The 19,951-nt window shown below is 70.2% G+C and carries 7 protein-coding genes and 3 pseudogenes; 5 read left to right on the top strand and 5 right to left on the bottom strand.

Annotated features, from left to right (window positions below; translation table 11 throughout):
• Positions 1–43: 43 nt before the first annotated feature.
• Positions 44–1,105 (bottom strand): aldo/keto reductase, encoded by a 1,062-nt coding sequence (locus tag HUT16_RS05195; RefSeq protein WP_176185890.1) that lies wholly within the window; start codon positions 1,103–1,105, stop codon positions 44–46.
• A gap of 2 nt (positions 1,106–1,107) precedes the next feature.
• Positions 1,108–1,680 (bottom strand): annotated as a pseudogene (locus tag HUT16_RS05190) (glutaminase); the annotation flags it as partial.
• On the opposite strand from HUT16_RS05190, the pseudogene HUT16_RS05185 reads away from it, so the two are divergent.
• Positions 1,658–2,134: pseudogene (locus tag HUT16_RS05185) on the top strand (snapalysin family zinc-dependent metalloprotease); the annotation flags it as partial. The pseudogenes HUT16_RS05190 and HUT16_RS05185 sit on opposite strands and share 23 nt — an antisense overlap.
• Positions 2,053–2,937 (top strand): IMP dehydrogenase, encoded by an 885-nt coding sequence (locus HUT16_RS39660; protein ID WP_368662733.1) that lies wholly within the window; start codon positions 2,053–2,055, stop codon positions 2,935–2,937. The pseudogene HUT16_RS05185 and the gene HUT16_RS39660, both read left to right, overlap by 82 nt.
• A 31-nt stretch (positions 2,938–2,968) precedes the next feature.
• On the opposite strand, the gene HUT16_RS05180 is transcribed toward HUT16_RS39660, so the two are convergent.
• Together HUT16_RS05180 and HUT16_RS39105 are read right to left on the bottom strand one after the other, a co-directional pair.
• Positions 2,969–3,472 (bottom strand): SMI1/KNR4 family protein, encoded by a 504-nt coding sequence (locus HUT16_RS05180; protein ID WP_176185886.1) that lies wholly within the window; start codon positions 3,470–3,472, stop codon positions 2,969–2,971.
• Between the two features lie 11 nt (positions 3,473–3,483).
• The gene (locus HUT16_RS39105) at positions 3,484–15,780 is read right to left on the bottom strand and encodes a LamG-like jellyroll fold domain-containing protein (RefSeq protein ID WP_176185884.1); all 12,297 of its coding nucleotides are present in this window, start codon (positions 15,778–15,780) and stop codon (positions 3,484–3,486) included.
• Positions 15,781–16,521: 741 nt separating this feature from the next.
• Here HUT16_RS39105 and HUT16_RS05170 point away from each other — a divergent pair.
• The 3 genes and pseudogenes from HUT16_RS05170 to HUT16_RS05160 all read left to right on the top strand — a co-directional run.
• Positions 16,522–17,010, top strand: coding sequence for a hypothetical protein (locus HUT16_RS05170; protein ID WP_176185882.1), 489 nt, complete (start codon positions 16,522–16,524; stop codon positions 17,008–17,010).
• 139 nt (positions 17,011–17,149) lie between these two features.
• A complete protein-coding gene (locus HUT16_RS05165; RefSeq protein ID WP_176192500.1) occupies positions 17,150–18,550 on the top strand; it encodes a uracil-xanthine permease family protein in 1,401 nt (466 codons plus the stop codon).
• 14 nt (positions 18,551–18,564) lie between these two features.
• Positions 18,565–19,045 (top strand): annotated as a pseudogene (locus tag HUT16_RS05160) (IS5 family transposase); the annotation flags it as partial.
• A 37-nt stretch (positions 19,046–19,082) separates the two neighbouring features.
• On the opposite strand, the gene HUT16_RS05155 reads toward HUT16_RS05160, so the two are convergent.
• Positions 19,083–19,751 (bottom strand): hypothetical protein, encoded by a 669-nt coding sequence (locus tag HUT16_RS05155; RefSeq protein WP_176185880.1) that lies wholly within the window; start codon positions 19,749–19,751, stop codon positions 19,083–19,085.
• Positions 19,752–19,951 lie beyond the last annotated feature (200 nt).

The following is a 19,951-nucleotide window of genomic DNA, read 5'->3' as shown; positions in this document are numbered from 1 at the left end:
CGTCCAGCGGGCGCGGGCCGATCCTGCCACCCGCCCCCGGCCCTCAGGCGTCCCCGTCGTCGGCGGCGGCCCGCTCGGCGGCCGGGCGGCGGCGGGCGGCCGGGTCGAGGTGCGGGGAGCGCCAGGCGCCGTCCGGCCGGTAGAGGTCGGTGCCGGGCGGGACGATCCCGTCGATCCGGTCCAGGACGGCGTCGTCCAGGGTGAGCGCGGCGCCCTTCAGCAGGCCGGTCAGCTGGTCGACCGTCCGGGGCCCGAGGATCACCGAGGTGACGGCCGGGTGGGCGAGCGGGAAGGCGACGGCGAGTTCGGGCAGCGTGCAGCCGATCCCGTCGGCCAGCTCGACGAACCGCTCGACCGCCTCCAGCTTGCGGACGTTCTCCGGCAGCGCCGGGTCGAAGCGGTGCGGGGTCAGCGCGGCCCGTCCGCTGCTCAGGTCGACCGCGCCGCCCCGGCGGTAACGGCCGGTCAGGAAGCCCGAGGCGAGCGGCGCCCAGGTCAGCACGCCCATGCCGTGGCGGCGGGCCACCGGCAGCACCGAGGACTCCACGCCCCGGGCCAGCAGCGAGTACGGCGGCTGCTCGGTGCGGAACCGGGGCAGCGCCCGGCGCTCCGCGACCCCGTGCGCCTCGACGATCTCCTCGGCCGGGAAGGTCGAGCAGCCGAACGCCTGGATCTTGCCCGCCCGGACGAGGTCGCCCAGCACCGACAGGGTCTCCTCGACGTCGGTGCGGTGGTCGGGCCGGTGCACCTGGTAGAGGTCGATCCGGTCGGTGCGCAGCCGCCGCAGGCTGTCCTCCACCGCCCGCAGGATCCAGCGCCGCGAGTTGCCGCCCCGGTTGGGCCCCTCGCCCATCGGGAAGTGCACCTTGGTGGCCAGCACCACGTCGTCCCGCCGCCCCTGCAGGGCCTCGCCGACGATCTCCTCGGACTCGCCCGCCGAGTACATGTCGGCGGTGTCGACGAAGTTGATCCCGGCGTCCAGCGCGGTGTGCACGAGCCGCACGCCCTCGCGGTGGTCCGGGTTGCCGACCGCACCGAGCATCATCGTGCCCAGGCAGTACGCGCTCACCTCGATGCCGGTGCCGCCGAGAATCCGGTAACGCATGATCAGGCTCCTTTTGTCGGCCCGCCGCGGGGTGCGCCGTCGGACACCCTAGGAGTTGGAGTCCGCTCTATATCAACCCCTTTCGGGCCGGCCCCCGCTCCCGTGCTGATCCGACGTGCGCATCGAACGGGCCCGCCGGACGTCCCGCCGCCGGGGGCGGTGTTCAGCGTGCGGTGCCCGGGTGGGCGGTGGGAGGCGAAGAGGTCGAGGCCGAGGGCGCCGGAGAGGTGGTGGGTGACGCGCTGGCCGCGGACGCTGTTGCCCGCGTCGTCCAGTCGGGGGGAGAACACCGCGATGGAGCCCTTGCCCGGGGCGACGGTGACGATGCCGCCGGAGACGCCGCTCTTGCCGGGCATCCCGACCTCGTAGAGCCAGTCGCCGCTGCGCTCGTACAGGCCGGCGGCGACCAGGGCGGCGAGGGTGTCGCGGCAGACCCCGGCGCCGACCACCCGCTCGCCGGTGACCGGGTTGACGCCGCCGTTGGCCAGGGTCGCGCCCATCACCGCGAGGTCGCGGACGCAGACCGCCAACGAGCACTGGCGGGTGTAGAGGTCGGTGGTGGCGACCGGGTCGCGGGCGAGGGCGCCGTAGCTGTCCAGCAGTCGGGCGATCGACTCGTTGCGCTGGTTGGTGGCCGTCACCTACGACGCCAGCCAGGCCCCGTCCTTCCGCACCACCATCTCGCAGAGCGCGCAGATCTGGAACTCCTCGGTGAGCAACGTCCAGCTGCGCTCCGGCACCAACGCCGACTTCCGCTACTACGAGGGCAACGACTCCCGCGGCTCCTACGCCTCCACCGACGGCCACGGCCGCGGCTACATCTTCCTCGACTACGCGCAGAACCGGCAGTACAGCTCGCTGCGCGTCATCGCCCACGAGACCGGGCTGCCCGACCACTACTCCGGCCCGTGCAGCGAGCTGATGTCCGGCGGCGGCCCCGGCACCTCCTGCACCAACCCGTACCCGAACACCACCGAGCGCAGCCGGGTCAACAGCCTCTGGCTGTACGGCCTCGTCGCCGCCGGCTGACCCGCCCCGCCCAGGGCGCCTCCTCACGCTTCGGACGGGCGGCCGTCCTCGCACCGCAGGACCCCAGCCACCTCAGCAGGCAGGGGTCCTGCGGTGTCCGGGCCCGTGACCCCCGCCACTCGAAGCAACCCCTGGGACTGGTCCTCGACGACGTCCTGCTCCCACCCGCCGCCCCGAACGTTGTCCCGAGCGAGGTCGACACGGAGACCAGGACCTCCCCGGAACGGTCGCTCAACGTGCGGCCGGCCCCGACCGGGAGGGGCACCGCGGCCGAGGCGCGGACGGCGGTTGCGATGGCCGGGCAGGGCGGCATCGGGGTTGTTGCACCGGAACCTGTCGATCGACGCCCGGAGGAGCCGGACGGAGATCGTGAAGCGGTCCGAGGCCGGGACAGTCATCTGCCCGGTGACCCGTTCGGCGGAGGACGGGAACGCGGTGGTGGAGGGCCCGTGCATCGTCAAACCGCGCGAACCGGGTATGGGCCTCGGGGCACCGAAGGCCAACACCACGAACAACTGTCGGCCGCAGTCGACCTGGCAGCGCAGACCGGCACTGGTTGCCTGGTGCAGCCGTACCTCCCGAACGGGGGCGACCTCCGGGCGCACGTGGTGGCCGGAGAAGTGATCACCGGCCAGCACCGGATCCCGGCGGAGGGTAACCACCTGGTCGGCGCCAGCCAGGTCACATCCGGCCGGGCCGTCACGGAGGACACCCTCGTCGCCGCGGCCGACCGGAGGCGGGATGGTCAGGTCAAAGCGTCTCACCCTGTCGCCTCATTGGATCCACTGCTCCCGGGCTTTTGAGCGGGAGACGCGAAGGAATTTCGTCGGAATGCTAAATAGAAGCGCTGTTCGGCCCCATTACTTCTTCGCCGACTGTATATCGGTAGAGCCATTCCATAAATGTGAAGTCGTAGTCGTAGAACTCGCAGTCCGCCCCCACGAAAACCGAGATCCCCGTGGTGCTGCCCCCTGTGTCAGTGCGGAAGAAGACATGCTCTCCGCGATCGCTGGCAGCGATCGGGATCAGCCCTCCTGCTTTTCCGAAGGAGATTCGGGCGGCCTCGGTCGGATCGCTGAAGACATCAAGCCAGTCCACCTCCTGGTAGGACCGTACAGTCTCCTCCATCCACCTCCCCAGGTCCCAGGTCGGATCGCCGGGGCGGAAGAGGGTCAGGTGGTCGTTGATGTCGATCGGCGCGAAGACCGCAATGACCTCCTTGAAGTCGGGCGGGAGTTCTATACCGTACATGGCTTCGATCGGCATCCAGTCGGGGATCGGCCGAGGGTCGCCGGCTTGCCCCCTCAAGATCCTGAAAAGCTCTTCCCTGTAGTTCATGGCTACCTCTGTCAGGTCTTGGGGCACTTCGTGCCGGGCGGGCCACCTGTTGTGGATCCGGTTGTTATACCACCCTCTCCGGTCTGAGTGATGACACAGTGTTTTGACACGCCGGTCTCGATCACCGAGTAATCATAGATCAACTGTGTGGGGACTCCTGAGAACCTGTCCCCATATACGGCAACCACTGAGTACGGGATGTGTTGGTTTTCTTTCATTGCTTTGCGTAGATCGAGTTCCACCCCGGTTCTCAAGTAGGGGGTATTAGTCTTCTCGTACTCCGCCACCAGATTGCGCAAGTCATTCCCGGATCCTGATGCGACAGCAGGGGCCAGGTGGCCATTGGCTGCCGTGTATCCTCGCGCTTCGATCTCGCCCATCCCCGGGGGTAGGGTCGAGCTATTTGTATTGCTGCCGGGGAGTGCGCGGCCGGGGTTGTAATCACTGCCATCGAGCATTCCGTATACCCCGGTGGCCCTGCATTCGTACATCCCGACCGAAGTGTCGAAGTATCTTTCGCGCGGCAGGTAGATCGTGTGTCCTGTGGGGCTCATCCCCGGGCCGTCGTCGCATTTGTCGTCATCGCGTGTGCGCCACCAGTTCTTTCCTCCGATGTGCGGGAGAGGAATGGGGATTGGATCGGCGAGGGGGGTTACAGGAGAAGAAGGTCTGAAAAATATTCCTGGGGGTGTTGAAGGAGTTCCGGGAGAGGAAGACGAATTTGATTGGAACAAAAGATCGGTGATGCCGACTGCGAGGGTGCCGAACAGCAGGCTCGCGCCCCCTGCCGCCAGCGATGCCACGAAGGACGAGCCACTCGTGAGGGCCGTAGCGATCGGCGTGCCGATGGACGTCAGCGTATCGAACAGCCAGTCGATGGGGCCGCCGTGGGCGGTGGGGCGGTCGGCGTCGTTGGTCGGACGGATGTCCGGTGCCGGCTTGCGGATGGTGACGGGGGTGCGGGGCGCGGGGTGGGGCTTGGTCTTGGTGCCGCCACCGCCGCCGCTACCGCCGCCGCCACCGCCACCGCCGCCACCAGAGTAGCCATTTCCGCAAGCGGCCGGACGGTAGCTCGCACTGACATTGCAGTTCAGGCCTCCGCCCGAGGACTCATAGGTTGGTTCATCAGCGAAACCGCCGAAGTCCCCTGAATCGAACGGGCACTTTATCACGCCACGCGAGCAGAAGATTTCTACGAGCTTTTCTCTGTTGAAACTCTTGCAGATGTCCAGTGGCAGCTTCCTCTGCTTCACCGCTTTTACCATCCGTGCGGCATTGGCCGCGTTGCTGCAGTCGATGTGGCCGCTGGGATCGGTACGGTCGAGGGGGTCGCCGCTGGCGTAGGTGTAGCGGTTGCCCTGGATGGAGGGTTCGGGGTTGAGGGTCCAGGAGTCGCGGGAGGTGAAGGTGCCGGTGCCGGGCTGGTACCAGCGGGCGGCCATGTCGACGTCGCCGGTGGTGGGGTCGGTCCAGGCGCTCTGGTAGCCGAGGGTGCCGGTGGCGCCGGTCTTGGCGGTGGGTTTGCCGAAGGGGTCGTAGGCGGTGCTGCCGGTGAGGGTGTTGGTGGTGGGGTCGAGGGTGGCGACGACGTCGCTGTGGGCGTCGGTGATCTCCAGGCGGGCGCCGGTGGTGCCGGCGGTGGCGAGGAGGGTTCCGCCGGGGGTGCGGGTGTAGCGGGAGGTGCCGTCGGAGACCTGGTTGTTGGAACCGCCGTCGTAGGTGAAGGCGGTGGCACCGGACTGGGTGACGCGGTCGAGGGAGTCGTAGGCGTAGCTGACGGGGCCTCGGGTGGTCATCCGGTCGAAGCCGTCGAACTGGACGGTGGAGGGTTGGGCGCCGCGGGCGGTCTGGCTGCTGAGGGTGCCGCGGGCGGAGTAGGCGTAGCTGTTGGCGCCGTCGTCGAGGAGTTCGTTGCGCTCGTCGTAGGTGGCGGTGGTCCCGCCGGCGCTGGTGCGGTTGCCGGCCGCGTCCCAGGTGTAGGCGGTGGTGGTGCTTCCGCTGGTCCAGGAGGTGAGGCGGCCGGCGAGGTCGTAGGCGTAGGCGTTCTGGGCGGCGCCGGCGGTGCCGGTGGTGGTCTTGCCGGTGGTGCGGTCGTTGGAGTCGAAGGTGTAGGTAATGGAGGAGACGGCGGTGCCGGTGGGGTTCTTGAGGGTGTCGGTGGCGAGGCGTCCGGCCTGGTCGTAGCCGTAGGTGCGGACAGCTCCGCCGGTGTCGTAGCGGGTGGTCTTGAGGCGGCCGGCGCCGTCGTAGTCGTAGCCGACGGTGGTTCCGGTCAACGGGTCGGCGGCGCTGAGGAGTTGGTCGGCGGTGTTGTAGGTGTAGGTGCTGGTGCCGGCGGCGTCGGTGCGGCCGGTCATGTTGCCGTCGGCGTCGTAGCTGTAGGCGGAGGTGCCGCCGGGGCCGGTGGTGGTGAGCAGGGCGCCGCGGTCGTCGTAGGCGTAGGTGTTGGTGCCGGTGGGGGCGCCGACGCTGGTGAGGTGGCCTTCGAGGTCGTAGCCGAGGACGCGGTCGGGGGTGGCCACCTCCGCGCCGGTGGCGGTCTCCTTGGTGATCCGCCCGAGCGGGTCGTGGGTGCGCTGGCGCAGGACGCCGCCGGGTTCGGTGAGGGTGGTGGCGCGGGCGGCCGCGTCGTAGCTGGTGGTGAAGGTGCCGTCGGCGGCGCCGGGGGCGGCCGCGGTGGCGGGTTCGACGGTGGACTCGGGCAGGCCCAGCCGGTTGTAGGTGTAGTAGGTGGCGATGTTCTTGCCGTTGGTGAAGCGGGTGCGGTGGCCTGCGGCGTCGTAGCCGAAGGTGGTGGTGATGCCGGACTGCGCGGTGACGGGCTCCACCACGCGGATCAGGTTCCCGGCCGGGTCGTAGGCGCGGGTGGTGGTGTGGGTGGCGGTGTCGGCCGGGTTGGTGATCCGGTCGGTGCTGCCGGTGACCGCGCCTTCCAGGTCGTAACTGGCGTAGCTGGTGCCGACGACGGCGCCGGTGGTGTCGAGCCGGCTGCTGGAGGCGGTGTTGCCGAGGGCGTCGTAGCTGCTGGTGGTGGCGGTGCCGTCGGGGTGGGTGGTCCGGCTCGGGCGGCCGAGGGCGTCGTACTCGGTGCGGGTGGTCAGCCCGGCCGGGTCGGTGACGCTGACCGGCTCGCCGGCCGCGTTGTGGACGGCCTTGGTGGTTCCGCCCTTGGGCAGGGTGGAGGTGGTCTGGTTGCCCGCGTCGTCGTAGCCGAAGGTGCTGGTGAGGGCGGTGAGGACGGGTCGGCGTTCGACCTGGGTGGCGGTGATCCGGCGGCCGAGGTCGTCGTAGGTGGCCTCGGTGCGGCTGCCCAGCGGACTGACGGCGGCGAGTTGTTCGCCGTTCAGGTCGTAGGAGTACGTCCAGGTCGGGGTGGTGCCGGCGACGGCGGGCTGCTTCTGCTCGACGAGGTTGCCGAGCTGGTCGTAGCGGCTGGTGCTGGTCAGGTTCAGGCCGCCGGGGTCGACGGTGCTGGAGGTGACCCGGTCGAGGGCGTCGTAGCCGGTCACCACGGTGGGGGTGAAGCTGCTGCCGGTGCGCGGGTCGGTGTAGGCGGAGCCGGTGGTGGCGGTGCGGCGGCCGTCCAGGTCGTAGGTGTGGGTGGTGACGGCGCCCAGCGGGTCGCGGGTGGAGGTGACCTCGCCGAAGGTGTCGTAGCCGGTGGTGGTCAGCGCGCGGACGGCCGTGGGCGTGCTGGTGCGGGTGGCCGGGTCGTAGGTCTCGGCGGTCACCAGCGGTCCGGCGGTGACGGTGGGCCGGCCGAGCGCGTCGTAGGTCTGGGTGCTGGTGTAGGCGGCCGGGTCGGCGCCGGTGGCGCGGCCGTTGGGGGTGGTCGTGCCGGTCGGCAGGCCGAGCTGGTTGTAGGTGTGGCTGGTGGTGGCGTCGGTGCCGTTGCCCTTGAGCGTCTCGGTGAGCAGCAGGCCGGCGGGGCTGTAGGTGTTCTCGGCGCGCTGGCTGAGGCTGCCGCCGGTGGCGGTGGTGCTCAGGACGCGGTCGGCCGCGTCGTAGGTGTAGCTGAGGGTGCGGTTGAGGCCGCCGGGGTCGAGGGTGGTGGAGGTGGTGCGGCCCGCCGCGTCGTAGGCGGTGACCGTGGTGGTCCTGCCGCCGCCGCGGGTCTGCTGGATCAACTGGCCCGCGGCGTCGTAGGTGTTCTGCTGGAGGACGATCGTGCGCTGGGTGCCGTCGGTGTTGCGGTAGCCGTCCTGGTCGACCTCGGAGACGGTGTTGTCGTCGTTGTAGTAGGTGTGGGTGGTGCGGCCCATCGCGTCGGTGACGGTGGCGAGCCGCCCTGCGGGGTCGTAGGCGCGGGACTCCAGCGTCTGGAACCGGGAGGGGACGGGATCGGTCGGGCTGCCGGTGTAGTTGCTGATGTTGGTGCGCAGCAGGCGGTTGAGGGCGTCGTAGCTGTAGGTCCACTTGGTACCGATCGGATCGGTCCGGGTGGTGGTGTTGCCGTAGGCGTCGTAGAGGTAGCTGGTGGCGTGGCCGGCCGGGTCGGTGTCCTTGCTGAGGAGGTTGTTGGCGTTGTAGGCCCAGGTGGTGGTGCGGGGGGTGTCACCACCGGTGGTGTCGGAGACGGTCTGGGTGACGGGGTTGCCGTCGGTGTCGTAGTCGGTGGCGGTCCTGCGGGTGTGGACGGTGCCGGTGACGGCGTCGGTGCTGGCGGGGTCGGTCCGGGTGAGCTGGTTGCCGAGCCCGTCCCAGGTGTACGACGTGGTGGTGGAGGCGGCTGCGGGGCCGCAGTCGGTGCAGGTGGTGGTGTCGGCGGTGCGGCGACCGAGCTTGTCGTAGGTGAAGGTGGTGACGGCCCCGGTGGGCGCGGTGGTGCGGGTGAGGTTGCCCGCCTTGTCGTAGGCGTAGGTGGTGGTGGCGCCCGCGGTGTCGGTGGTGCTCGCGGGCAGGGCGGCGGGCTGGGTGCCGGTGGAGCCGACGGCTGCCTCGCTGCCGGTGGTGTAGGCAATGGTTCCGGTGCGGCCGCCCGGGAAGTCGGGGGTGGCGGGGGTGGTCGTGGTGGTGGGGTCGCCGAACGCGTTGTACGCGTACGTGGTGGCGTAGGTGAGGTCGCTCGCGTCGGCGGACCGGGCGTCGCTGCTGCGCAGAGGACGGTCGTTGACCGGGGAGAACGGGTTGGCCTCGTCCGAGAAGTAGCTGGCGTAGGAGGTGTGGCAGTGGGCGGCGTCGGTGCAGGTGGTGGTGGAGACGGCGTTGCCGCGCTCGTCGTGGCCGGTGGTGGTGGTGTGGCCGTTCGGGTCGGTGACGCCGTAGAGGAAGCCGTGGGTGTCGTAGGTGTAGCGGGTGGAACCGCCGGTGGTGTCGACGGTGTTGGTGAGCTGGCCGGTGCGGGTGTCCCAACGCCAGCTGAGCGTGCGTGAGAGCGGGTCGGTGACGGCCGCGTAGGTGATCTTGGTCGGCTTGGTGGCGTTGCCCATGGCCTGGTAGTGGGCGGTGACGGCGTCGGCGCTCAGCACGGAGGGGTAGTGGGCGACTTCGGCGATGGTGCCGTTGAAACGCCCGTCGGGGCTGGTGGGGTGGTTGGGCCAGCCGCCGTCGGCGGTGCCGGCGCCGACGTAGGCGTAGGCGGTGCCGTTGTAGTAGACGGTGCGCTTGGTGGTGGAGTTGGCGGCCTGGGCGCCGTCGAGGTAGAGGGTCTGGCCGTTGTCGTCGCCGGCGATGACGGCGTGGTGCCAGGCGTTGTTGTTGACGGTCTTGGCGGAGACGAGGGTGGTGGCGGCGTCGCCGGTCCACAGGCCGCCGTAGAGCTTGCCGTCGGTGCCGACGTACAGGGCGGGGTTCCAGGCGTTCGTACCCTCGGAGTGCGCGGCGCCGATCGGGAAGGACTGGTAGCCGTACAGGACGCCGGCGCTGCCGGTCTTGAACCACAGCTCGATGCTGTTGGCGCCTCGAACGGGGGCGGCAGAGCTGGGCAGTTGGAGCGAGGAGGTGGTGCCGTTGAAGGTGACGGCGGTGCCGTCCGAGCTGCCGGAGGGGCCGGCCGCGCCGTTGGTGGTGGCGGTGTAGGTGCCGTGCTCCTGGTTGGGCAGGGCGGTGCCTAGGGTGTCCTGCGCGACTGTCGTGCCGGTGCGGTCGTTCAGGCGCCAGTAGGCGGCGGGGGTGGCGTTGACGATGGCGGCCCGGTAGTTCGAGGACTGTGAACCGGCCTGGCCGGCCGGAGCGGTGGCGGCGCTGTAGTGGCTGCTGACGTTGAAGGCGATCAGCGCGTAGTCGTAGTAGGCGAAGTCGGCGATCTGGCCGTTGAAGTGGCCGAGGGAGTCGCTGGGCGCGGCGGGCCAGGAACCGCCGTCGTTCCCGGCGCCGAGGTAGGCGTACTGGTCGCCGTTGTACTTGGTGGCGCCGGTGACGGGGCTGCCGCTGGCGACGCCGTCGACGTACAACTGCTGGGTGGTGGTGGATCCGGAGCCCGAGACGGTCAGCACGGCGTAGTGCCAGGTGTTGTCGTTGACGGCGGTGGCGCTCACCGCGTTGGGGGCGTTGCCGATCCACAGGCCGCCGTGCAGTTTGCCGTCGGTCCCGACGTACAGGGTGGGGTTCCACAGCGGGTTGGGGTCGTTGCCGCCGAGCGGGAAGGACTGGGTGCCGTAGATGACGCCGGCGGAGGCGGTCTTGAACCAGACCTCGACGCTGGCGCTGCCGCCGGTGCGGGGTACGGCGTTGGCGGGCAGTTGCACGTAGGAGGTGGTGCCGTTGAAGGTGGCGGCGTTGGTGTTGCCGGTGCCGTACGGGCCGCCCGTGTTCAGCGCCACGTTGGAGTAGGTGCCCTGGTTCTGGGCCAGGGCCTGGGAGGTGAGGAGTTCGGTGGCCTGGTTGCCGGTGGTGTCGTTCAGGCGCCAGTAGCCGGAGGGGTGGGCGTCGACGACGGCGGCGTCGTAGGCGGCGGCGCCCTTGGGGGCCTGGGCGTAGAGGGTGGCGGGGTTGATGCCGTAGTCGAAGGCGGCGACGTCGGCGATCTGGCCGGTGAAGTGGCCCACCGGGTCGGTCGGGGCTGCGGGCCAGCCGTCCGTCGCGCTTCCGGCGCCGAGGTAGACGTGGGCGGCTTGGCCGTTGGGCGCGATCTGCCCCGCGAGGGTGCCGGCGCTCTGCCCGTCGAGGTAGAGGGTCTGGCTGGTGGGGCTGGTGGCGGAGAGCACGGCCTGGTGCCACTGGCCGTCGGTGACGGTGGCGGTGGTGGCGAGCGTCTTGGTGATGTCGTTGATCCAGTACTCGCCGTGCAGCTTGCCGTCGGTGCCGACGTACAGCGCCGGGTTCCACGCGTTCGCGCCGGAGGTGTGGGCGGCGCCGAGGGGGAAGGACTGGTAGCTGAGCAGGACGCCGGGCTTGGTGGTCTTGAACCACAGTGCGAGGGCGCCGGTGCCTGTGGTGGGCACGTAGGAGGGCGGCAGTTCGGCCCAGGAGGTGGTGCCGTCGAAGGTCGCCGAGCTGCTGCCGGCGATCGGGCCGGCGGCACCGAGCGCGACGTTGGAGTAGGTGCCGTTGTTCGGGGTGGCGCGGGGCGGGGCGACCATGTTGACGGCTTGGCTGGCCGCGCCTTCGGACAGGCGCCAGTACCCGGAGGGGCGGGAGGAGAGGACCGCGCTGCGGTACTCCTGTTCGGACCCGGACACGGTGGGTGCGCTCAGCTTCCACACCCCGCCGTTCGGGTCGGTGTACTGGGTGGCGCGGTCGTTGACGTTGTCGTAGGTGACGGCGAGCTTGGTCTTGCCGGAGGGCAGGGCGATGTTGGTGAGTTCGGCGGACGCCTGCTTGGCGGCGGCCCGCTGGGCGGCGACGGCGGGGGCGCCGAGGGTGTGGTTGTAGAAGGCGACGTCGCTGATCGAGCCGTTGAAGTAGGAGGGGTGGCCGGTGTTGTCGCTGCCGTTGTACAGCGGTTCGTCGGGCCAGCCGCCGCCGGTGAAGCCCGCGCCGACGGTGGCGACGCGCTGGCCGGGCGCGACGACCTGGCCGCTGCGGGTGCCCTGGGCGGCGCCGTCGAGGTAGAGGGTCTGGCTGTCTCCGGCGGCGGTCAGCAGGGCGTAGTGCCACTGGCCGTCGTTGACCGGAGCCGCGGAGGCGATCGGGTTGACCCCTCCGTTCCAGAGCTCGCCGTAGAGCTTGCCGGAGGTGCCGACGTACAGCGCGGGCGTGTAGTTGCCTGCGGTGGAGGCGGCGGGGAAGGCGTTCGCCTGGTAGCCGAACAGCACGCCCTGGCCGGTGGTCTTGAACCACAGGCCGATGGTGGCGTAGGCGGAGGAGTCGAGGAGGCTGGTGGGCAGGGTGACGACGCCGGAGGTGCCGTTGAAGGTCGCGGCGGTCGCGCCGCCGCCAGCACCGGGGCCGGCGGTACCGAGGGTGACGCCCTGCGCGGAGTAGGTGGCGTTGTCGGTGCCCTGGTTGGCGGTCACCTCGCTCTTGGCGGTGGTGCCGGAGGCTTCGTCCAGGCGCCAGTAGGAGACGGGTGCGGCGTCCAGGACGGCCGAGCGCAGGTGGGAGCCGGGCGTGTAGGTGTAGGTGGTGCAGGGTCGGGCGGTGTTGGTGCCGGCCGGCGGGGTGCAGACCTGGTTCAGCCGGTCGGGGTTCGCGCTGTCGTAGGTGTAGGTCCAGGTCAGCGCGGTGCTCTGGTCGGTGCCGCTGACCGGATCGGTGGCCACGGCGGCAATGTGCTTGCCGTCGCCCGTCCAGGTGAAGTGCAGGGCACGGCCGGAGGCCTGGTCGGTGGCGGTGTCGAGCTTGCCGCCGGTGTAGTGCAGCAGTTGGGTGTGCTGCTGGCGGTCGGTGATCTGCGACAGGAGGTAGCCGGCCCCTGCGGGCTGGGCGAAGGTGTAGACGGTGCCGGTCTTGTCGGCGAGGGTGAAGCCGCCGCCGGGGTTCGCGGCCAGCGTCTCGAACTCGCCGGCGGGCGAGGTGTAGACGGGCATGCCGGTGGTGGTGCGGGTGGCCGTCGACCAGGGCGTGGTGCCGCCGGAGTGGTAGAGGTACTGCATGCCGGTGGTCTTGTCGACGGCCAGCAGGTCGGTACCGGCGTCGCCGGCCTGGCCGTTGACGGGGGCGAGGTCGCGCAGGTTCTGCCAGCCGGTGCCGAACTGGACCGCGGCGCCGAAGGTGGAGCCGCCGAGGGTGGCGTTGCCGGTGCCGGGGTAGAGCAGCAGGTTGCCGGAGCTGTCGATGCCGGCGACGTCGCCGCGGCCGTCGTGGTTGAAGTCGCCCCCGGTCAGCTCCCGCAGGCCGACCAGGGACATCGCCCCGGTCAGGCGGACTGCGGAGCCGATGGTCCTGTTCGTGGCGATGGGGTAGGCGTAGAGCAGTCCGGTGGAGGCCTCGAACGCGACGAGGTCCTTCTTGCCGTCGGCGGCCAGCGGCGGGGTGACGGTGAGTCCGGTCATGCCGTTCCAGCCACTGCCGGCGAGGGTGACCGGCGCGTCGGGGCTGTTGCCCGCGCGGCCGGGGTACAGCTTGAGGGCGCCGCTCTTGTCGACCGCCAGGACGTCCCCGACGCCGTCACCGGTCACGTCGCCCCCGGCGATCTGCGACAGGTCGCCCCAACCGTCGCCCAGCAGGCGGCGCTTGGCTTGGGAGAAGTCCGGGCCCGGGTAGAGCCAGAGCTTGCCGGTGTCGGAGTCGACGGCCATCGCGTCGTCGATGCCGTCGCCGCTCTGGTCACCTGCCCCCGCGAGCTGGGTGAGCTGGAAGTCGTTGCGCCCGAACCGCTCGGTGCGGCCGTTTCCGGTGGTCAGCACCACGCCGCCGTCGCCGTCGCCGTCGGGGACGATGCCAAGGTCGTAGGAGGAGGACCAGCCCGCACCGAACAGCGAACCGGTGCGCGGGTCCAGCGAGTTGTAGGTGCGGGCCACCGCCAGGGCCGGGCCGATCGCGGTCACGGAGGCGTCGGTGGCGCTGGTGGTGTAGTTGCCGGCCTGCGGATCGAAGCTGCGGGTGGTGCCGTTGCCGACCTCACCGCCGATACGGGAGGTGATCAGCGGCTGCTGCACCGAGGTGCTGAAGCCGATGGGCTGGGATTCGGGGCTCTCGCTCTGGTGGTCGCTGGCCTTCACCGTCCACAGGTAGGACGAGTTCCAGGCCAGCAGTCCGCTGGGCACCTTCCACGAGTTGGAGGGCTGCCAGCCGGATTCGGCGAGCAGTTGCGGGTCGCCGAGCGAAGAAGTGCGGTAGAGCTTGAAGTCGTAGTCGACGCCGGTGCCCGGGGCGTTGTCGGGGTCGTGACCGGCGGCGTACAGCTGCGGTGCCAGGGTGCCGACGGCAGTCCCGCTGAGTGGTTCGACCTTGTCGATCTGCGGTGGGACGTTGCTGCTGGTGATCCACCGGCAGGTGGAGGGCGGCACTCCGTAGGAGTCCTTCAGCGAGGTGGTGCCGCCGACGTAGCCGTCCCAGCACAGGATGTACGAGCTGTTGGCGGGCAGCGAGGGTATGACACCGGTGACGGTGACGGACTCGCCGGTGCGCACCAGGCCGGGGACGCCGACCAGCGGCGCGTTGACGTTCTGTTCGACCCAGTTGCCGTCGAAGAGCCGGGCCTTGAGCTGCATGCTGGTGGAGTTCCACCAATTGGCGGCGAGGTTGGTCAGGGTGACCTGCTGCGAGCCGGCGGTGGTGGCGGTCGGCGGGACGTAGTTCGCGTCGGCGTTGTAGGACGCTGCCCAGTCGGCGTAGACGATGGACAGGTAGGGCGGGTAGGCGGTGTTGACGCTGGCGAACTTCTTCCAGCTGTTGGTGTCGGTGTTGCTGGTGGTGACGGCCAGGCCGTAGTTCGCGCCGCCGTGCGCCCAGCTCTCAACCAGTTGCACGCCCGCGTCCGCGTGGCTGCCGCCCAGGCTCACCCAGTCCCAGGCCGCGCCGCCGCAGCTGTCGCCGTGCGACCAGGAACGGGAGCCGAGCTGCTGGCCGATCGACAGTCCCGGATAGGTGTTGATGGTGTTCGGGTCCCAGGCTGTGGTGATCTGGCTGACGTTCACCGGGTGCGGGGAGCACTCGTAGGAGTGCGTGTTGTTGAGGTTGAGGGTGGCGGCCTCGATGTAGTTCCAGCCGATGTTGGAGACGGCGGGGAAGTACAGGTAGGTGTTGAACCGGTCGGTGCCGCCGTCGTAGGTGCCCATGCGCAGCACGGAGTCGGCGGAGTTGTTGGCCTTGGCGGTGTTCTGGACGAACGTCGACTTGCCGGCGTTGATGCCGCTGGTAGCGGTCGGGTCGACCTTGACGGGGTAGACACGCTCGGGGGCGTTGAGCCAGGCGGTGTCGAGGGTCATCCGCAGGGTCTGGGTGCCGCCCTCGGTGAGGATCGAGTACGTCACGCCGCCGGTGCGGGCGCCGTCGCCGGAGGCGGGGTCGATCCGGGAGTCCTCCATGAAGCCGGTGGGGATGGTGAGGCGGACATCGCCCTTCTCGTCGCGGAAGTCGACCTGGCCGCCGGTGCCGACGGAGGCGCTCAGACCGGTGAGGGTGAGGGGGAAGTCCCAGACGGTCGGGGCGGTGGCGTCGCGCAGGAGCAGGGACTCCTTGATTCCCTGGGCCATGCCGTTGTAGACGACGTCCGCACCGGGCCGGGCCCCGGGGTAGGTGAGCTGTTCGCCGGTGACCTTGCCGGTGCTGGCGCTGGCGTCCTTGAGCCGGTAGGAGACCCGGTGGGCGGCGTCCAGTTGCCAGTTCAGCAGCGTCTGGTCGGCACTGCCGGCCGCGAAGGTCACGTCCTGGTCGTTGGCGGCCTCCTTCCAGCGGCCGTCGCGGTTTTGGGCGAGGGTGGTGTCGATGTCGGCCCAGCTGCCGTCGGCGGCCTTGTAGTGCACGGGACTCGAGTAGACCCGGACGGTCTTGGTGCCGTCCGGGTTGGTGAACACCGAGGTGCTCTCGGTGCGCTTGGCCGTGTCCTCCACGCCCTCGGTACCTGCCGGGCCGGGGAGCGTCGAGCCCGGCTTGCCGCCCTCGTCCCGGGCGTCCTTGCCACCGCGGCCGGCGGAGCGGTCCTTGGACTTGGGACCATCGGGCTGCGCGGCCTCCCTGCCGGCCGCGACGGGCTTCTGCCCGGGCGAGGCCTGCGGGTCCGCCGCCGCGGGGCCGCCCGCCGGGGCCAGCTCGCCAGCGCCGGGCACGTGCTTGCCCGGGTCGCCCACCGCGGTGTTCCGCGAGGTCTGTGTGGAGCCCTTGCCGTCCGCCGACCCGACTGCCTGCTGGGGCGTGTGCACCCGCTGACGGTTCTGCGGGGACGGGGCGTGGTCAGCAGCGAACGCGAGCGCGTTCTCGGTGCCCAGCGTCAGCACCATGACCAGACCGAGCAGCAGTGACAGCCGCTGGAGGGCCGTTCTCACCGACCGCCGACCGACTCGGCCCCGGGGCGAGGCGCCGGGGACGGACCGCAGCAGGACAGCACGAAGCCACGGAAGGCGCACGGAAATCCCCACCTGACAAGCCACTCGTCCGTCGCCCGAATGGCGACGGTGACCTACTTGATAGCGGACGATCCCTCGGAGCGCACCAGTGCGAGTTATCCGCTATGCCCGAATATCGCCCCGGCCATCCGAAAGATCCGGCCGGATCTATTCTTTTTTTGTAAATACTTTGCTTTTCCCGAATCCAGGCAAGGCGCCCGCATTGCTTGCAAGGGGTCTCAATCTGGACAAAAGGCGCATGTAACTTGAAACCTCTTAGGATGCCGAGTGTTCGTGCCCTGTGCGGAAGGTGCAGGTATGGCGCCAGGATGTGCAGGAGGTCCGCAAGCGGGGGCTTGTGTTCCTCTGCGATTTGCGTCGATCCATTCCCCTGAGGGCGAGATGTCCGTGTCGTCCGTGCTCGATCCGTACGGGCCGGAAAGCTTCCGACGGTTGACACCGGACACGCCTTCCAAACCCGGGGGAAGTGCCGGATGATTGGCCCGGAATTCCGAGAAGCGAATCGGACGGCCGGATGTCCACTTCCGGTCGCGTGAATCCGCAGGCGGCCGGACCCCACGACCGGGGCCCCACCCCGGTCCTCCCGGCGCCGTGCCCCGACACACAGGAACCGGTGGTCCCGTGAAGATCCCTCACCGCCTTCGTCCTTCTCGCGGCCGCGTGCTGGTGGCCGTGGGCGCCGTCGTGCTGCTCGGGGCCGCCTCGGCGGTCTGGTTGTGGCCGCGGGGCGGTGACGACGCGCCGGCGAAGGTCGTGGCGAACGACTACTCGGGCCGCCCGTCGGTGTGCCTGGCGGCCGACGACTCCGCAGCCTCCGCAGGGACCGTCCAGCACACCTGGACGGTCCTCCAGCAGGCCGGCCGGGACAGCGGGGTCAACGTCCAACAGCTCGTGGTGCCCGCCGGGGACGCGGCCGCCGCCGCCCCCTACCTGTCCGGTCTGGTGGCCCAGCGCTGCACCCTGGTCGTCACTGCCGGAGCCTCCTTCGACGGCGCGCTGCCCGTCGTCGCCGGGGGCGCGCCGCAGGTCCGCTTCATCGCCGTCGACCCGCCGACCGGGACCGATCTCAAGGGGGCCGCCGCGCTGACCCTCGACCAGCTTTCGGACGGTCTCGGCCGGAGCGTCCGCGACCTCGCCGCCAGGCGTTGACCCCGGCCTTCCGCCGGAGTTCCTCCCGCCCGTTCCGCGCGTCCGGAGCTGACACGCCCGGCCTGTCATGGTGCCGCCCGGGCGGTGGGGGATCATGGCGCGACGTGTGTTCGGGCCGGTGAGAGAGATGGGACGCGGGATGAAGGTCGGGTTCGGGTGGAAGCTGCACGGGGACGGGCGGGCGCCGCGGCCCGGGGCGGTGGTGCGGCCGGACGAGCGGCTGTCGTGGGGGCGGACGGTCGGGCTCGGGGCGCAGCACGTGGTGGCGATGTTCGGGGCGACGTTCGTGGCGCCGGTGCTGATGGGGTTGGACCCGAACCTCGCGGTGATGGTGTCGGGCGTGGCGACGGTGTTCTTCCTGCTGGTGACGCGGGGGCGGATTCCGTCGTACCTGGGCTCCAGCCTGTCGTTCGTGGGCGTGGCGGCGGTGATCAGGACGCAGGGCGGGGACGCCGCGACGCTGACGGGTGCGCTGCTGGTGGTGGGTGCGGTGCTGGCGGCGTGCGGGGCGGTGGTGCAGGGGTTCGGGGCGAAGGTGATCCACGCGGTGCTGCCGCCGGTGGTGACGGGTGCGGTGGTGATGCTGATCGGCTTCAACCTGGCGCCGGTGACGGCGGGGACGTACTGGCCGCAGGACCAGTGGACGGCGCTGCTGGTGATGGCGTTCACGGCGCTGGCGCTGGTGGTGCTGCGGGGGTTCTGGTCGCGGATCGCGATCTTCCTGGGGCTGGTGTTCGGGTACGCGGTGTCGTGGCTGTTCGACCGGGTCTTCGGGAAGATCGACTCGCCGGTGGGCGGCGGGGCGGCGGGCGAGCACTGGCGGCTGGACCTGTCGGGGGTGGGGAAGGCGGACTGGATCGGCCTGCCCTCGCTGCACGCGCCGAGCTTCTCGGCGTCCGCGATCCTGGTGGCGCTGCCGGTGGTGGTGGCGCTGATCGCGGAGAACGCCGGGCACGTGAAGGCGGTCTCCGAGATGACGGGTGACCCGCTGGACGACCGGATGGGCACCGCGATCATGGCGGACGGCGCGGCGACGGTGCTCTCCACCGCGGTGGGCGGTCCGGCGACGACCACGTACGCGGAGAACATCGGCGTGATGGCGGCGACCCGGGTGTACTCGACGGCGGCGTACTGGTGCGCGGCGGGCTTCGCCGTCCTGTTCGGCCTGTGCCCGAAGTTCGGCGCGGTGGTCGCGGCGATCCCGGGCGGGGTGCTGGGCGGGATCACGGTGGTGCTGTACGGCATGATCGGCCTGCTGGGCGCGCAGATCTGGATCCACAACCGGGTGGACCTGACCAACCCGCTGCACCTGGTGCCGGTCGCGGCGGGCGTGATCATCGGCATCGGCAACGTGACGCTGAAGTTCACCGACGACTTCGAGCTGGGCGGCATCGCGCTGGGCACCCTGATCGTCGTGTTCGGCTACCACGGCCTGCGCGCGCTGGCCCCCGCCCACCTCAAGCACCCGCAGCCCGCCGCGGACGGCCCGCTGCTGGACGAGGGCACCAGCGCTTACGACGACGACCGCCGGAAGGGCTAGGTCGTTTCTTTCAGATCACCGGACGCTCCCGCGGCGGACCGACCACCAAGATCCACCTCGCCACCGACGGGCGCTGCCGCCCGCTCGCCTTCCACCTCACACCCGGCCAGGCTGGTGAGGCGCCCGCGTTCGAGGCCGTCATGGCCCGCAATTTGGGTGCCCCGGCCCGTTGGCGGCCCGCGCACGACGCCGGAGACGGTCCTGGCGGACAAGGCGTACTCCTCGCGCGCCGTCCGGCACCACCTGCGGCGGCGCGGCATCCGCGCGGTGATCCCGCAGCCCGCCGACCAGATCGCCGAGCGTAGGAACCGAGGCTCGCGGGGAGGTCGCCCACCGGGCTTCGACCGGAACGCCTACAAACGGCGCAACACCGTCGAACGCTGCATCAACAAGCTCAAGCAGTGGCGCGGCCTGGCCACCCGCTACGACAAGACCGCCACCATCTACCTCGCCGGACTCCACCTCGCCGCCATTTTCATCTGGTCGGCAAGATGATCCGAAGGAGCGTCGTGGAAGGATCGGTCGGAGATCCTCAGCCCTTGGGATTTCTGGTCCAGGGCATCTCCGTCGACCCGGATGCCATGAATCCGGTTGCGCCCCACTCGGCGTCCCAATTCCTGCCCGCCCAGTCACGGTGGGGCGACCAGAGCGGCCGGGGCTTCTCGGGGCCCCACACCGCAGGGTCGGCACGTACCAGGAGTTCGTCCTCCGCGGCGTATCCGCCCGTCAGGACGGTCACCAGGAAGTCCGCGAAACCTCCGTCGAAATGATCGAGCCGATCCTCGAAGAACACCGTCACCGGCCACTTGTCGGGGTCCGGTCCGATCGTCCGCCAGCAGCACTGGTGGTGGTTGCTGTTCCATCCCCAGGGCAGCAGGCCACCCGGGTCCGGGAAGATCGGAGTGGCGCCCGGTTGCTCCCAGTAACATTCCTCGCCTTCGACCTGGTCACGAAAGCTGATGTCGGTGTCGTAGCGCCACCAGGCCAGACCACTCGGCTCCACGCCGCGCGATTCCGATGTCGGGGTGTACACGCCCCACTCGCCATTCAGCACCACCCCGCCGTACAGGTCGATGAACGCCCGGTAATCCGAGGGGAGTTGGACACCCATTTCAACGGGCGCCAGCTCCCACGGGACCCGGGCCGGGACGTAGAGCGGCTCCCCCATGATCGCCCGAAGTCGATTCCACGCCTCAGTCATCTCCGTGCCTTCCTGCCGACCCATCGGACACACCGATGCGCACCCTAGGAGAAGACTCGGACAGGCATCTCATGAAGGCGACAGTCCCTGCCACCCGATGATCCAAAAGAGAGGCCCTGATACTCCAGCAGCGCTTCTGCTGGTCAAGGGCCTGGGAGCGGGGAGTGTAGTGGTGCGGAACCGGGTGTGGGCCGGTCCTG

Origin of the sequence: Kitasatospora sp. NA04385, from assembly GCF_013364235.1 — a bacterium.
In the GTDB taxonomy this organism is placed as follows: domain Bacteria; phylum Actinomycetota; class Actinomycetes; order Streptomycetales; family Streptomycetaceae; genus Kitasatospora.
This window is presented reverse-complemented; position numbering and strand designations above follow the sequence as displayed.

Bases quoted from the DNA above. Each gene is read 5' to 3' on its own strand.
- HUT16_RS05155 (WP_176185880.1), bottom strand. From the start codon at position 19,751: ATGACTGAGGCGTGGAATCGACTTCGGGCGATCATGGGGGAGCCGCTC.
- HUT16_RS05195 (WP_176185890.1), bottom strand. From the start codon at position 1,105: ATGCGTTACCGGATTCTCGGCGGCACCGGCATCGAGGTGAGCGCGTAC.
- HUT16_RS05165 (WP_176192500.1), top strand. From the start codon at position 17,150: ATGAAGGTCGGGTTCGGGTGGAAGCTGCACGGGGACGGGCGGGCGCCG.
- HUT16_RS05180 (WP_176185886.1), bottom strand. From the start codon at position 3,472: ATGAACTACAGGGAAGAGCTTTTCAGGATCTTGAGGGGGCAAGCCGGC.